The sequence below is a fragment of the Saprospiraceae bacterium genome (assembly GCA_026129545.1).
Classification (GTDB): domain Bacteria; phylum Bacteroidota; class Bacteroidia; order Chitinophagales; family Saprospiraceae; genus M3007.
This window is the reverse complement of record JAHCHX010000001.1, coordinates 612,163-628,496: the sequence shown is the minus strand read 5'-3', so window position 1 is coordinate 628,496 and position 16,334 is coordinate 612,163. Positions and strand designations below refer to the sequence as shown.

8 protein-coding genes are annotated in these 16,334 nt (G+C 54.3%); 7 read left to right on the top strand and 1 reads right to left on the bottom strand.

The window, feature by feature from the left end; all coding sequences use genetic code 11:
* Positions 1–19 precede the first annotated feature (19 nt).
* The 7 genes from KIS77_02190 to KIS77_02160 all read left to right on the top strand — a co-directional run bounded on the left by KIS77_02190 (position 20) and on the right by KIS77_02160 (position 11,962).
* Positions 20–1,339 carry a serine hydrolase gene (locus tag KIS77_02190; GenBank protein ID MCW5921125.1) on the top strand — a complete coding sequence of 440 codons (1,320 nt, stop codon included), beginning with the start codon at positions 20–22 and terminating at the stop codon, positions 1,337–1,339.
* A gap of 52 nt (positions 1,340–1,391) precedes the next feature.
* Entirely contained in the window at positions 1,392–2,354 is a 963-nt protein-coding gene (locus KIS77_02185) for an Rpn family recombination-promoting nuclease/putative transposase (GenBank protein MCW5921124.1), read from the top strand.
* A gap of 224 nt (positions 2,355–2,578) precedes the next feature.
* Positions 2,579–3,301, top strand: a complete 723-nt coding sequence (locus tag KIS77_02180) for a carboxypeptidase-like regulatory domain-containing protein (GenBank protein MCW5921123.1) — start codon at positions 2,579–2,581, stop codon at positions 3,299–3,301.
* A gap of 31 nt (positions 3,302–3,332) precedes the next feature.
* Positions 3,333–9,482: an alpha-2-macroglobulin gene (locus KIS77_02175; protein MCW5921122.1), complete on the top strand. Its 6,150-nt coding sequence runs from the start codon at positions 3,333–3,335 to the stop codon at positions 9,480–9,482.
* A gap of 601 nt (positions 9,483–10,083) precedes the next feature.
* A complete protein-coding gene (locus tag KIS77_02170) occupies positions 10,084–10,647 on the top strand; it encodes a hypothetical protein (GenBank protein ID MCW5921121.1) in 564 nt (187 codons plus the stop codon).
* Positions 10,586–11,218, top strand: coding sequence for a hypothetical protein (locus KIS77_02165; GenBank protein MCW5921120.1), 633 nt, complete (start codon positions 10,586–10,588; stop codon positions 11,216–11,218). Before KIS77_02170 ends, KIS77_02165 begins: the two co-directional genes overlap by 62 nt.
* Positions 11,219–11,659: 441 nt before the next feature.
* The gene (locus KIS77_02160) at positions 11,660–11,962 is read left to right on the top strand and encodes a hypothetical protein (protein ID MCW5921119.1); all 303 of its coding nucleotides are present in this window, start codon (positions 11,660–11,662) and stop codon (positions 11,960–11,962) included.
* A gap of 140 nt (positions 11,963–12,102) precedes the next feature.
* Here KIS77_02160 and KIS77_02155 read toward each other — a convergent pair whose 3' ends face one another.
* Entirely contained in the window at positions 12,103–16,272 is a 4,170-nt protein-coding gene (locus KIS77_02155; protein MCW5921118.1) for a choice-of-anchor L domain-containing protein, read from the bottom strand.
* Positions 16,273–16,334: the final 62 nt, after the last annotated feature.

Below are 16,334 nucleotides of genomic sequence, written 5' to 3'. Positions count from 1 at the left end.
TTATCTAAACTTTCTCGCTATGGCTTTCCGATTGCTGCTTGCCTTCAACCTCTTCGCCTTCTTTGCTTCCAATTTGTTTTCCCAAAACCCCGACCTCTATTTCCCGCCCAAAACAGGCAATACTTGGCAGACAATCGCCCCGTCGGAGCTCGGGTTTTGCCCCGAAAAAATTGACAGTCTCTACGGATTTTTGGAAGAACGCGGCACCAAGTCGTTCATCCTTTTGAAAGATGGCCGCATCGTACTGGAAAAATACTTCGGCACTTTCACCCAAGACTCATTCTGGTATTGGGCCTCAGCGGGCAAATCATTGACGGCCTTCCTCGTCGGCCAAGCACAAGAAGAGGGGCTGCTCAATATCCACAACAAAACCAGCGACTACCTCGGCACGGGCTGGACCTCCGTCCCGCCCGACAAGGAGGCGCTCATCACCGTCTGGCACCATCTGACCATGACCACTGGACTGGAAGACAATGTAGCCAACGACAACTGCGAAATGCCCAGTTGCCTCACCTACAAGGCCGATGCCGGCACGCGCTGGGCCTACCACAACGCGCCTTACCGCCTCGTCCACAAAGTGCTGGAATCTGCCAGCGGCCAAAACATGAACCTGTTCACCAAAAACCGCATGCTCGACCGCACGGGCATGAAAGGGCTATGGCTCGACCGCGTGATGTACGGCAAAGCCCGCGACATGGCGCGTTTCGGGCTGCTCATGCTGGCCAACGGCGTGTGGGATGGCGACACCCTGCTGCACGACCCACAGTATCTCAACGACATGGTTCGCCCCTCGCAAAACCTAAACAAGAGCTACGGCTACCTTTGGTGGCTGACGGGACAGGAAAGCTTCATGTTGCCTGGATTGCAGTTTGTGTTCAGCGGAAAGACCATCCCCAACGCACCCGACGATATGTACGCCGCGCTCGGCAAAAACGACCAGAAAATCCATGTTGTCCCTTCCAAAGGCTGGGTGGTGGTGCGGCAAGGCGAGGCTGGCTACCAAGGCCCCGGCGGCGGCAACGTGCCCATCGTGTTCGACAATGCGATGTGGGGCTACCTCAACCAGCTCGTTTGCGCTCCTGTTTCCGTGAACGAGACCATAGAAAACCCGATTAGAATCTGGCCCAACCCCGCCACCAATGGCTGGCAAATCGAAGCCGCAGCCCCTATTGAGCGCGTCGAAGCTTTCGACCTTCAGGGGAAAATGCTTCTCTCGCTCACAGGCAATCGCGCGACGACGGTTTGGGTGGATGCGGCAGAGTTGCCAAAAGGTGTTTTTGTGGTGAAAATCATTACGAGCGAGATGCAAACACTCGTGGGGAAAGCTGTGAAACGATGAGGAAAGTGCGTTCTTTGCCCTGTTTCGCTCAACCTCGCAACCAATAATCCGCATGGCAAAACGCACTTACTCCCGCCACCATCACGATGCCTATTTCAAAGGAGCCTTCTCCTTGCGAAGCGTCGTGGTGATATACCTGAAAAAATTTCTCCCTCCCGAAATTGCGCGACAGCTTGATTTCGACACCCTCCAAAAATCATCCGACAGCTTTGTAGGGCGGTGGCTAAAGGCCTCCTATTCAGATGTCGTGTGGACTTGCCTCATGAACGACGGCAGCCCGCTGAGGCTATGCTTCATCTTTGAGCACAAAAGCGCCAAACCCTCCGTGCCTATATTTGTCCAGCTGTTGCAGTACATGCTCAACGTCTGGAAAAGCGACCTTCGCCAGAAAAAATCGCTTTCACTGCCTATACCTATTGTCGTATACCACGGCGCAGAGGCATGGGAGCATCGCCCATTTTGGAGTTATTTTGAAGGTATTTCCGAAAAACTCAAACGATTTGTGCCTCAATTCGACTATCACCTCACCGACCTCGCGGCCTTTGAGGTCGAACGCCTACGCGGTCAGAACCTCGAGCACCTGCTCAATGTTTTTTTGGCATTGAAAACCGTGCATGACAAAAAATCATTTTTGCAATCAGCACCGGAGTTCCTTATTTTTGCAGAGGAATTTCTCCTTCAGGAAGAGGGAAACGACCTATTTGAAATGACCATTTCATATTTCGGCCAATCCTCCCCAGAGGACACAAGTCTTGACCAAATCCTGAACACTTTACCTGACAAAATTCAATCTCGCACCATGTCGCTAATAGATAAAATCAGAAGAGAAGGCAAACTCGAAGGCAAACTCGAGGGCAAACTCGAAGGCAAACTCGAGGGCAAACTCGAAGCCAACAAGCAGTTTGTCGCATCATTGCTTCAAAACACCGACTGGAGCGATGAGCAAATCGCTTTCATTGCCGGGGTGACACAAGAATTCGTGCGTCAAATAAAAGCCGACATTCAAAAGAAATAACAAAGCCCTCTCTTGAGATGGAAACGCTGACTCGCTTGCAAGGGGTCAGCGTTTTTTTTTGCTCAAAAAATGCAGCGATTCCGTGTAATTTTCCGTCAAACTGCATCCATGCTTTCGTACGTTTGTAACTGATTGAACATTCCTTACACCTCCGATGAAATACGATTCGAAGTGAGCCGCGAAAGTTGGAATCAATAATTTTCACAACTCGAACGCAAAACAACATGGCTAAAATCTCCATCCCCGCCCCATGCCACGAAAAATGGTCAAAAATGAAACCCGTCCGCCACGACTGCCGTTTTTGCGCCATCTGTGAAAAGCAAGTCATGGATTTTACCAACAAAACCGACGCGGAAATCCTTGAACATTTTAAGAAAAACAACGGCAAAATATGCGGGCGATTCCGCCAAGAGCAATTGAACAGACCCCTGTGCACGCCGACGCTGAAACCTGTTGCCCAAGCCAGAAGAAGCGGCCTGACCGCCGCAGCCGCAAGCGTCGCCGTACTTTTGATGGCCCAACAACCTGTCGAAGTCCAGTACCTCGCTCCCGTTCAGACGGAACAATCACCCGTTCGGCAAGCACCCACCAACACCGCAAAGGTCGCGCCCCGGCATGTAAAAAAACAGAACGCCGCACGCATTATCTCTGGCAAAGTGGTGGATGAATACACCGAAAGGGGGCTGGAAAATGTAAAGGTGAAACTAAGCAACACCCAACATAGAACCACCACCAATGCCAATGGCATCTTCACTTTGGAAGTACCCATCAAGAAACTTCAGAATGACCCAGCAAAAATTCGTTTATCCTCCAATGGATATACCACTTCGGAATTCTTACTAACAGGCCGACTTCAAATCGAAGACCTTTCCCTCGTTTTTTCGCTCGAAAAAAAGCGCCGAAAAAAATCAAAACAGTTGATGGGTTCTCCGATATTTTTTCTCTAAACCACACATTTTTAACCGAATACACTCGACAATGACCAATCACCGAATCACCCCCCTACCCCTTCTCCTCCTTTCTTTTGTCCTGATGCTCGCCTGCAAATCCGCCGCGAAAAAGGACACGCCCACATCATCCATCAAAATCAAACCCACTACGGAAATGCCGACACCGCTGCCGCTCACCGGCGACTACGCCGACGACTGGAAAATCGTGGACAGCCTCGAACGCCAAGGCCTCTTCAAAAGCGCCCTCGAACGCTCAGAAGCCATTCAGGCCAAAGCCACCCGCGACAAAAACAGCCCGCAGGTCATAAAAGCCTTGCTTTACCGGGGGAAATATGTGACCCAACTCGAAGAAGACGGCTTCGTGAAAGCCGTGCAACTCTTTGAAAAAGAGGAGAAAACATCTGCATTGCCCGAAAAAGCCGTGCTGCAAAGCATCCTCGGCCAGCTCTACGCCACCTACCTCAACAATCAGGGCTGGCGCATCAATGACAGGACACCCATCCCCGACGGCGAGGGCGGAGACATCCTCACCTGGTCAGCCGCTCAAATCGAGAAAAGAGCCATCGAACTATACTCTGCCTCCGTCGCCCCCGAAGGCATTTTGAAAGACACACCCGTCGAATCATTCCGCGACGTGCTTTCGCCCGGCCAAGGCGACATGGTCAATGGCCAACCCCTCCGCCCTACCCTCTTTGACTTGCTCGCCCACCGCGCCTTGGAGCATTTTTCCAACGAACGCAGTTGGCTCACCGAACCCGCCTACGCTTTCTCGCTCAACCAACCCGAAGCCTTCGCAAAAGCGGCAGATTTCGTGAAAACAAAATTTGAAAGCAAAGACTCTACGTCGGGCAAGTGGCTGGCAGTCAATCTTTACCAAAAAGTGTTGGCTGCGCACGCTATTCCCACTGGCGGCGATGCCGCCGCCCACATTGATGCCGATTTGTCGCGCCTGCGATTTGCCAAAAACAACTCCACGCTCGAAAACAAAGACGCGCTCTACCTCAACGCCCTCGAAATACTTCACAAAACCCACTACAACCACCCCTCCGACGCAGAAATCGTTTTCCATATCGCGCAACATCGCTACGGCCTTGAGGCGGACAAAGGGCAAAACGCACAGACGGCCGTGACCGAACTCGAAGACGCCATTCGCCGCCACCCCAACAATCACGGCACACAACTTTGCCAAAACCTGCTCGACCAGATTCGCGCCACGTCGTTGAGCATCACCGTGGAAAATGTCTATCTGCCCGAAAAACCCGCCCTCGTGCAGGTGCAACTACGCAACGTGAGCAAGGTGTTCACAAAAGTCGTGCGGGCCAATTTTGACCAGAACTTCCTGAACAACGTGCCCTACGACCGCATCTTGGAGCGACTGCAATCCTTGCCCCAAGTGCAAGCCCGCGATTGGGACATCCCACTCCCCGCCGACTACCAGCCGCACACCACCGAAATATACCTGAGCAGTATGCCACTGGGGCATTATTACTTGCTTGCTGCCGAAAACAGGGACTTTGACCCTAAAAAAGGCCACGTCGCATACACAGCCTTCACAGTCTCCAATCTTGCTGCCGTCACGTTTCGTGAGGAAAACCAACCCAATTTCATCATGGCCCACCGGCAAAGTGGCACTCCCTTGGCCGGCGTGAAACTCGATTTTTTTGCCCCCGAATATCAGCGCCGTCAAGGGCAAGGCCCCCTCCAAAGCATCGTCACCAATCAAAACGGGTTGGCCAAAGGGCGCTTGCCCGACAGCCAATACGCCAACGTCCGTGCCTCATTGGGCAACGACACGCTCTGGCTGGGTCAGCATTACAGCTACCGCAGCTACTATGAGGCTCCACCGCGACTCTACGCGCATTTCTTCACCGACCGGGCTATCTACCGACCCGGCCAGACGGTGTATTTCAAAGGGGTGCTGTTCAAAAGAAACGACGCTCAATTGCCCCAAATCACCCCCAACCAATCCGTCACCGTCAAATTCTACGATGTCAACCATCAGGAAAAAGCAGTGCTACAGCTGCGCTCCAACGAGTTTGGCACCTTCAACGGCGCGTTCACCGCGCCCGCTACCGGGCTGACAGGCCAGATGCACATAAGCTGCGAAAATGCCGAAGGCACCACTTATTTCAGCGTGGAGGAATACAAACGCCCAAAGTTTGAAGTCACCTTCAAACCCATCGAAACGGCCTTCCGCCTCGGCGAAACGGTGACCGCGCGCGGCGAAGCCAAAGCGTACGCAGGCAGCAACGTGGATGGCGCGCAGGTGCGCTATCGCGTGGTGCGGCAAGCGCGATTCCCTTTTTGGGACTGGGGCTGGGGGCGGCGCATCTTCCCCCCGTGGCGAACCGACCAAATGGAAATCGCCAATGGCACGACAACAACCGACGCGGAAGGCAAATTCGAAGTAAAATTCCCCCTAATCCCCGATGCCGACATCCCGAAAAAAGACCGCCCAATGTTCGACTACACCGTCTATGCCGACGTGACCGACATCACAGGCGAGACGCGCAGCAGCGAGCAAATCGTCACTGCCAGCTACGTTGCCTTGCAAGTGAATTGGGGCCTCCGCAACGAAGTGGAATTGAGCAGCCTCGACAGCATTTCCTTGGAAACCAAAAACTTGGCAGGCCAACCTCAAGATGCCAAAGGCACCATCGCGTTCCAGCCGCTGCGCCACCCGGGCAAATTTTTCGCAGAACGCTACTGGCAAAACCCAGACTTGGCCACCATCCCGAAAGATGAGTGGACAAGGCTTTTCCCCGACTTCGCATGGAAGGACGAAGACGCTCCCACCAAATGGGAACGCGAGGATTTCATCGTCCCCTTCGAGTTCAATACCGCTGCCGCCAACAAGGTCAATCTGCGCAAAAACCTCAATGCAGGATGGTATATCGCCACCCTGACCACGCAAGATGCCTTTGGAGAAAAAATTGAAATCGAAAAAATCGTGCGCGTTTGGGACAAAAACAATCGCGCCACACAGTTTGAAAAACCATCAGCCACCGCCGAAAAAACAACAAACGAACCGGGCGAAACCGCCCGAATATGGCTCGGCGGCAAAACCGACAACCTGAACATCTTTTTTGCCCGCGAACAAAACGGCCTCTTGCAAAACCCGCGCTGGCTCAGCGTCAACGGTGCGACCAGCGTCGAAATCCCCGTGCTCGATACCGACCGGGGCGGCATCTCGGCACATTGGTGCGCCGTCAAGAACAACCGACTTTATGGCGGGCAGTCGCTCTACATCGCTGTCCCGTGGAGCAACAAAGACCTGAACATCAGTTTTGAAACCTTCCGCGACAAACTCGCTCCCGGCCAACAAGAAGAATGGCGCATCAAAATCTCCGGCCCCAAAAAGGAAAAAGTCGCCGCCGAGATGGTCGCCGCCATGTACGATGCCTCGCTCGACCAATTCCTGCCACATGAGTGGAACACGATTAACTACCCAACACAGTATCCTCGGGTCAATTTCAGCGCAAGCCAAGCCTTTGGCTCGCACAACGGCAACGTTCGCAACGAAGCAACCCGCAAGGACGCTCGACCCGTGCGACGCTACCAAGCATTGAACTGGTTCGGCTTCCCTCTCTGGGGCGGGCGTGATAGAATCATGAAATTGGCCGCGCGAGCTGACGGTGTTGAATTCAACATGGCAGCCCCCGCACCCGGCGGTGCGAGAGAGGAGGCCGCACAGGACATGATGATGGAGGCAGAGGTAGCAACGGGAAAAGCCGAAACAATCATACAAGACAAGGCGACCGCCCCACAAGCACCGGATGGCATGGGCGGCGGCGAACCCGCTCCCGCCCCGCCAACCCCCATCCGCCGCAACCTAAACGAAACCGTCTTCTTTTTCCCAGAAATGCGCACCGACGCAGCCGGCAACGTGGTGCTGAAATTCACCATGAACGAGGCGCTCACGCGCTGGAAACTGCTCACCTACGCCCACACGAAGGATTTGCAACAGGCTATTTCGGTGAAAGAAGTCGTGACGCAGAAAGAACTCATGGTGCTCGCCAACCCACCGCGCTTCCTCCGCGCCGGCGACGAAATCGAGTTTTCGGCCAAAGTCAGCAACCTCTCGCAAGAAACCCTCAACGGCAAAGCCACCCTCAGCCTGTTGGACGCCAACACCTTGCAGCCGTTGGAAAGTGTCTTCGGGATGACCAGCAGCAGCCGCGAGGCAAACTTCACCACCCCTGCCGGGCAGTCTTCGCCGTTGAGTTGGAAAATCAAAGTGCCGGAAGATTTCACCGGTGCCGTGACTTGGCAAATCTTCGCCGACAGCAAGAACTTCAAGGACGGCGAAGAGAGCACCGTCCCCGTCGTGACCAACCGGATGCTCGTGACAGAGACCCTGCCCATCACCGTGCGCGGCAACCAAACGAAAGAGTTTGTTTTTGAAAACCTGAAAAACGCGCCGTCGGGAAGCAACTCATCCCTCGTCACTCAAAAATACACGTTGGAATTCACGAGCAACCCCGCATGGTACGCCGTGCAAGCCCTACCCTACCTGATGGAGTTCCCCCACGAATGTTCGGAACAGATTTTTAGTCGCTTTTATGCCAACACCCTGGCTTCCAGCGTGACAGAAAAAATGCCGAACATCCGCAGAATCTACGACCGCTGGAAAGGCACCGACGCGCTCAAGAGCAATTTGAGCAAAAATCAAGAGTTGAAATACGCACTTTTGGAAGAAACCCCCTGGGTGCTCGACGCGCAAAACGAGGAACAACAAAAGCAAAACATCGCCCTCTTGTTCGACCTCAACCGCATGGCCGACGAGCGCGAACGCGCCATCAACACCCTCGCCGAACGGCAATATCCCAACGGCGGCTGGGCGTGGTTCCCCGGCGGGCGCGACAGCTGGCACATCACCCAGCACATCGTGAGCGGGTTCGGCCATTTGAAACAACTGGGGGCATTCAACGCCGAAAAAGACCCCGTCGCCGCAGGTATGCTCGACCGCGCCATCAGCTATTGCGACGCAAAACTCGCAGAGCAATACCGCGAACTGGAACGGCTCGTGCAAGAAGGCAAAGCCAAATGGGACGACGACCACCTAGACGGCATGGCGATTCACTACCTCTACGCTCGCTCGTTTTTCCAACCACAACCCGACCCGCAGCAAGGCGGCGCAAAACCGGGTCGCGAACATTCCTACTACCTCTCGCAAGCCGAAAAATACTGGCTGAAAAAAGGGCTGTATCAGGAAGGAATGTTGGCACTCGCCCTGCACCGAAGCGGTCGGCCCGACGCGGCACAGCGCATCGTTGCCAGCCTGCGCGAACGCGCCCTCGTGAAAGAGGAACTCGGCATGTTCTGGCCAGTGGATTGGGGCTACTACTGGTACCAACTGCCAGTGGAGACACAGGCGCTCATGGTCGAGGTGTTCGACGAAGTGGCGCAAGACCGCAAAGCCGTCGAGGAACTCCGTATTTGGCTTCTGAAAAACAAACAAACCAACCGTTGGGAAAGCACGAAAGCCACCGCCGAGGCCGTCTATGCGCTGCTGTTGCACGGCGACAATTGGCTGCAAAACACCAAACCCGTACAAGTCTCGCTCGGTGGCAAAACTTTGAAACCCAACGAATACGAACCCGGCACAGGCTATTTCAAACAAAACTGGGGCCGCGCGGAAGTCAAAAATTCGTGGAGCAACATCAAGGTCGAGAACCCAAACCCCAACATCGTGTGGGGAGCAGCCTACTGGCAGTATTTCGAGGATTTGGATAAAATCAAAGATTTCCAAAAAACGCCGCTCACCATCGTGAAACAACTTTTCAAAGAGGAAAACTCACCCACCGGGCCAGTTTTGAAACCTGTGGCCGAAGGTCAAACCCTGAAACGCGGCGACAAAATCAAAGTGCGCATCGAAATCCGCGTGGACCGCGCGATGGAGTACGTCCACCTGAAAGACATGCGGGCGGCGGGCTTCGAGCCAGTCAACGTACTCAGCGGCTACCGCTGGCAGGACGGCCTCGGCTACTACGAAAGCACGAAGGATTTGGCGACGCACTTTTTCATTGACTACCTGCCGCGCGGCACATTCGTCTTCGAGTATCCGCTCTTCGTCTCGCACAAAGGCGACATGAGCAACGGCGTCACGACTATGCAGTGCATGTACGCACCGGAGTTCACGAGCCACTCGAAGGGGGTGAGAGTGAGGGTGGAGTAGTTTCTTTTGTCATGCTGTAAGCATCTGTCCACTCTACGCGGGAAAAGCCGCTCGCAGAGTACACCGTAGGTTGAACAGATGTTTACAACACGACAAAACCTCACTTTTTACAACCCAAAAAGTTGCCGCAATTTCTGCCCAACTTCTGTTTGAAAAGGGTGCATTTCAAATTGTCACTTTTGTACGCCGGAACGCTGTTCCGGCATATATTGGAAAAGCCCTCCGATTTACTTGCGACAATTTGAAATGCACCCTGCGGAATGTCTTTTAAGAGGCGAATTTTTCGCAAGTTAGGACCATATTTCATTTAGAAGCCGTTTTGAAGTAGTAAAATTATACCTCGCGCCGCCAAGTTTTCAGCATCGTCTAGGGTAACGTGGTTCCCCGGCGGGCGCGACGGCTGGCACATCACCAGCACATCGTGACGGGTTCGGCCATTTCGACAACTACGGGGGCATTCAACGCCGAAAGACCCCGTCGCCGCAGGTATGCTCGACCGCGCCATCGGCTGTGCAGCGCAAAACTGCGCAGAGCAATACCGCGAACTGGAACGGCTCGTGCAAGAAGGCAAGCCAAATGGGACGACGACCACCTGGGCAGCATGGCGATTCACTACCTCTACGCTCGCTCGTTTTTCCAACCACAACCCGACCCGCAGCAAGGCGGCGCAAAACCGGGTCGCGAACATTCCTACTACCTCTCGCAAGCCGAAAAATACTGGCTGAAAAAAAGGGCTGTATCAGGAAGGAATGTTGGCACTCGCCCTACACCAAGCGGTCGGCCCGACGCGGCTTTGTACGTCGTTGCCAGCCTGCGCGAACGCGCCCCTCGTGAAAGAGGAACTCGGCATGTTCTGGCCAGTGGATTGGGGCTACTACTGGTACCAACTGCCAGTGGGACACAGGCGCTCATGGTCGAGGTGTTCGACGAAGTGGCGCAAGACCGCAAAGCCGTCGAGGAACTCCGTATTTGGCTTCTGAAAAACAAACAAACCAACCGTTGGGAAAGCACGAAAGCCGCCGAGGCCGTCTATGCGCTGCTGTTGCACGGCGATGGTGGCTGCAAACACCAAACCAGCACGAGTCTCGCTCGGTGGCAAAACTTTGAAACCCAACGAATACGAACCCGGCACAGGCTATTTCAAACAAAACTGGGGCGCACTTGAAGTCAAAAATTCGTGGAGCAACATCAAGGTCGGAGACCCAAACCCCAACATCGTGTGGGGAGCAGCCTACTGGCAGTATTTCGAGGATTTGGATAAAGATCAAAGATTTCCAAAAGCACACTTACCGCTCACCATCGTGAGCTCAACTTTTCAAAGAGGAAAACTCACCCACCAGGCAGTTTTGAAACCTGTGGCCGAAGGTCAAACCTTCCTGAAACGCGGCGACAAAATCAAAGTGCGCATCGAAATCCGCGTGGACCGCGCGATGGAAGCTGCACGTCCACCTGAAAGAAGACATGCGGGCGGCGGGCTTCGAAGCGATCCAACGTACTCAACGGCTACCGCTGGCAGGACGGCCTCGGCTACTACGGAAAGCACGAAGGGATTTGGCGACGCACTTTTCATTGACTACTGCCGCGCGGCACATTCGTCTTCAGTATCGCTCTTCGTCTCGCACAAAGGCGACATGAGCAACAGCGTCCACGGCTATGCAGTGCATGTACGCACCGGAGTTCACGAGCCCTCCCGAAGGGGTAGTGAGGGTGGAGTAGTTTTCTTTGTCATGCTGTAAAGCATCTGTCCCGCTCTACGCGGGAAAAGCCGCTCGCCCAGAAGTACCACGTAGGTTGAACAGATGTTTACAACACGACAAAACCTCACTTTTTACAACCCAAAAAGTTGCCGCAATTTCTGCCCAACTTCTGTTTGAAAAGGGTGCATTTCAAATTGTCACTTTTGTACGCCGGAACGCTGTTCCGGCATATATTGGAAAAGCCCTCCGATTTACTTGCGACAATTTGAAATGCACCCTGCGGAATGTCTTTTAAGAGGCGAATTTTTCGCAAGTTAGGACCATATTTCATTTAGAAGCCGTTTTGAAGTAGTAAAATTATACCTCGCGCCGCCAAGTTTTCAGCATCGTCTAGGGTAACGTTTACTAAACTTTTGAAGTTTAGTAAACGTGATCTCATCCTTCCAACCATGCTGAAAACTTGGCGGCACGAGGTATATCTTGCACCCTTCGCATTGTGGCGCATGTACCAATGAGACCATTGAATTCATTAAATCGTTGGGGCTTTCCGAAAAAGAAGTCTTCTTTATATTTTCTTCAAAGGATGATGCTGTGATTGAAAAATTATCGGCTATGCTCGGCTCCAATGTTGCCTTTCCTGACCATTATTTTATGGAAAAGTATGGGATGGTAGGCCCATACAGCATTCTTATAAGAATAAAGGAAGGGAGAATAGTAGCCCAAGAAAACTTGATTCCTGAAAAGTACACAGTCGTTACCGAGCTAATTGAGAAATCCGATTAGCGTCACAGAATGATTCAGGAGTCTTTTGTGGAACAGAAAAACTGATGATGCCCCGAAAAAGCGTGAGGCGGTGACTCCCAGTCACCGCCTCACTTGCTTCTGCCCCGAAAGAAAAGAGGCATCGTTCCTTGTCGAGCACCCTATCGCTGCAGGATGAAACGAGCGACCTGTCGCTCGCCACCCTCGCCCGTCGCTTCTATGGAATAGAGGCCGTTGGACAGGGTCTGCGCCAGTTCGAGCGCCTGCGGGCCTTCGTCCGCGAGCAGCAGCGCCTGCTGCACGAGCCTGCCTTGTGCGTCGAACAACCGCACCCACACCTGCTCAGCGGCCCAGCCCGACAGGTCAGCCCACAGGGTGCCTTCCGTCGGGTTGGGGAACAAGCGAAGGGAAGGCTCCTGGTGCCGCGCCGCGCCCGCGCCGCCCGCTGGCGATTGCACAGCGGGTTTTGAAATGGTCTGCACCGGGCAATTGAAGGTCTGTAGGTAGGCCTGATGGAAGATTTTTGGCTCCACCCGAACAATGGCCAATATGTTGCTTGGATTGGCCAATGCGGGAAGAGTGAACTCAAAGATGTCCGACTCGCCGCTGACGATGCCTGCCATGTCCGACATGAACCGGATGGAGTAGAACGGCGAGAAGTTCGGGTTCCGAACGCTGTATTCCCGACCACTTGGCGCCGTGTAGATGGAGTTGTTCGCTGGGCTGAGAGCAGTCACCCCTGGCGGCAAGGAGAAGGCCGCGTACATGAGGCGCGTGGGGCAATTGTTTCGCACTCGGAAGCGATAGGTCCTGTTGCCTTTGTCGTCCTTCGTGATGCCCAGCAATTCGTACTTGATGCACCCCGCCGTCGCCTCGTCGCAAGGCTCTTCCTCTGGCACCGTCACGGTGAAACAGCAGGAAGTGGTATTGCCGCAGCTATCCTTGGCCATGTAGCAAATCTCCGTCTGACCAATGGGGAACGTGCTTCCGGGAGGCAGCCCATTCGTCATTTGGAGCGACAGACCGGGGCAATCGCAGTCGGTGGAAGCGTTCGGCAAATTGTAGTTCAGCACGGGTGGCTCCACGGTCAGGGTCACATTGCTTGGACAAACAAGGTTGACCGTAGAGGGCGCTGGTGTCAGCGACACCAACACATAAGTGGCTAATGTGTCGCACTCCCCATTGGCACCTGAAAGGGTGTCGAAATATGTGCCTGCCGTCGTGTAGGCATTGCCGTTGATGAAAACGGTATCGCCGGGGCAATAAGGATAGGTTTCCGTGAAACTGACTTGTGGCCTCAGTTCCAAAATGTAGGTGGCGAGGGTGTCACAGTCGCCGTTCGAGCCGGGCAGGGTGAGCAACACCGTGCCGGGAGCGGTGTAAGTCGTGTCGCCGAGCGTGACCGATTCGCCGGGGCAGAAGGCGATAGTTTCCGTGAAACTCGCTTGTGGCCTCAGTTCCAAAATGTAGGTGGCGAGGGTGTCACAGTCGCCGTTCGAGCCGGGCAAGGTGAGCAACACCGTGCCGGGAGCGGTGTAAGTCGTGTCGCCGAGCGTGACCGATTCGCCGGGGCAGAAGGCGATGGTTTCCGTGAAACTCGCTTGTGGCCTCAGTTCCAAAACGTAGGTGGCGAGGGTGTCGCAGTCGCCGTTCGAGCCGGGCAGGGTGAGCAACACCGTGCCGGGAGCGGTGTAGGTCGTGTCGCCGAGCGTGACCGATTCGCCGGGGCAGAAGGCGATGGTTTCCGTGAAACTCGCTTGTGGCCTCAGTTCCAAAATGTAGGTGGCGAGGGTGTCGCAATCGCCGTTCGAGCCGGGCAGGGTCAGCAGCACCGTGCCGGGAGCGGTGTAGGTCGTGTCGCCGAGCGTGACCGATTCGCCGGGGCAGAAGGCGATGGTTTCCGTGAAACTCGCTTGTGGCCTCAGTTCCAATATGTAGGTGGCGAGGGTGTCGCAATCGCCGTTCGAGCCGGGCAGGGTCAGCAGCACCGTGCCGGGAGCGGTGTAAGTCGTGTCGCCGAGCGTGACCGATTCGCCGGGGCAGAAGGCGATGGTTTCTGTGGTGGCAATTTGTGGCACCAATTCGACGACGATGGTCAGGAGCGTGTCACAATTGCCATTTTCACCCGGCAAAATAATTTCCACGACGGTCGGCTCGGTGTAGGTCGAATCCCCGATGGTGACAGCGCCGCCAAGGCAAAATCCCAAGGTATCGGATATCGCATTGAGGGGCAATTCTTCCAAGATATAGGTCAGAATGGTGTCGCAATCGCCTGCCATGCCGGGTATGGTGTCCACCACAACGCCGGGCTCGGCGTAAAACACGCCATTGATTTCCACCGAATCGCCTGCACAGAAGGAGATGGTGTCGGTGAGTTCGGTGAGTGGCAACTGGGTAAGATTGTAGGTCAGAACGGTATCGCAGCCGCCGGGGCCAGCGAGCAAAGTGTCCACGACGGTCGTGGGTTCGGTATAGACTGAGTCGCCAATAGTGACCGAGCCACCGGCGCAAAAGGCGATGTTTTCCGTGATTTCTATCAAGGGGGTCACTTCCACTTCAAAGACATATTCTGCCACCTCATCGCAAGCATCCGATACCGTGACGCTGTAAGTGGTGTTGACGGACGGGCTGACCGTGATAGTGGGTGTGGTTTCGTCGGTGCTCCAGAAGTAGGTGTAGGGAGCTTTGCCGCCGGGAAGTTCGGCATTCAGTATGGTTCCGCCCCCTGCATTACAAGTCAATACGGTGAGGAGCGTATCGTTCATGGGCACATAATCAAGGATGGTCAGGGTTTTTTCCGTCACCTCGCAGGAGCAGGAATTGTCGAGGAGGAGCACGATGGTTTCGGAATCTTCCGCAGTGAAGTCCTTGAATATGTTGACTGGCACGAGGATTTGACTTTGGCCAGCCGGGATGGTGTAAGCGGTATCGAGCGGTTCGTAGTCCTCGCCGGGGATGGCTGTGCCGCCCACGCTGAATGTCACCGTGATGGGCTGACTTTGGTCAGAGCCGATGCGGTTTATTTGGATGGCCACATTGTCGCATCCTTCGGTGGTTTCTTCGGCATCAGATGTCCCATTCACCACAAAACGCACGGTCGCATCGCCGCCGCCCTGAAAGGAACCGCCTTTGAGAAACACTGCCGAGTCAAACACCCCATCGCCCACATCGGCGATTTTCAGGCGAATGCGGTAGGTTTCGCACGGAATTACGTTGACAGTGGCGACTAATTGTTTGGTGAAGCCATCGAACTCGACCTCGTTGATGGCTTGGTTGAAAGAAGGGAATTGGCCGCAAAGATTGCTGCTCCAAATCGTCTGGTTGTTGGTGTAATACTGATTGTTGACGAGGTGGTTGATGTTGTTGATGGTGATGGGGTTATTGGTGTTTGGCACCAATGCAATGTTTTTGGTGCCTGCAATGCCGGGGCCTGAGATGAAAAATCCAAACACGTCATTGAACAAGGAAAAAACGTATTCGCAGTATTCTTCCGAAGCAAACACAAATTGGAACGACACGGGCGACTCGGTCGGCGTAAAGTCGAACTCAATGCTGGCGCGGTCATAGATATTGTTGCTTTGCGCCAGTTGCGACAGGTCGCTATCGGGCGTGAAGCTGCCATATCCCGCACTGGCGTTGTCGAATAAATTAGGCCCCGGCGCGACACTGATATTCCCCGTTGCGATGATGACCCCGTTGGGAAAACCGATGTTGGTGTTGCCATTGGAAAAAGTGCCGATTTGTCCCGGAAAGCCCGAGTACGTCACGTTTTCCACGTCGAAGCAATCAGCATTGATGAGGGTTTGTTTGATGAGTTGTTCCGCCGTTTGGCCGCCTTGCACTTGCAACACGGCGGCTCCTGTCTCTTTCAACAGGCTTTTTTTCCACGCATCAGCCTCGGGGCAGGTTTCGCATTTCACCGATAGATACATGGGCGCGGCGACGGGTTCGTCGGTATGCACCCACAATTCGACGCAAGTGGTCATCGCCGTGAAGCGTGCGGCATGGGGGCGCTGCTGCTCCCACGCGACAAGTGGGTCGCTGCACGACATTGCGAAGCGGGTCGTCTGGCCTTGCGTCATGCCGATAGCGACGACCATGTAGGTTTCACCGGGCACAAGGTCGCACAACTCGACTTTGGCTCCCGTGTTTGGCAGGCTTAAGGGCATCCGCATTTTGGCGCCCGACATATTCACGACGAGCGTTTGCGAGGGTTCATCGCCCGTGGCAATGGGCGTTTTGTTCGGAAGCAGTTGGGCGTGAAGTGTTTTGGAGAAAAAGAGGAAAGCAAGTAGCAGGAAGAGGGTAGGAACAATTGGTTTGGAACACATACAGTTTTGGAAAAAATTTGGATGAACAATTGGTTTCGACGAAGGGGGCAAGGGGATTATGG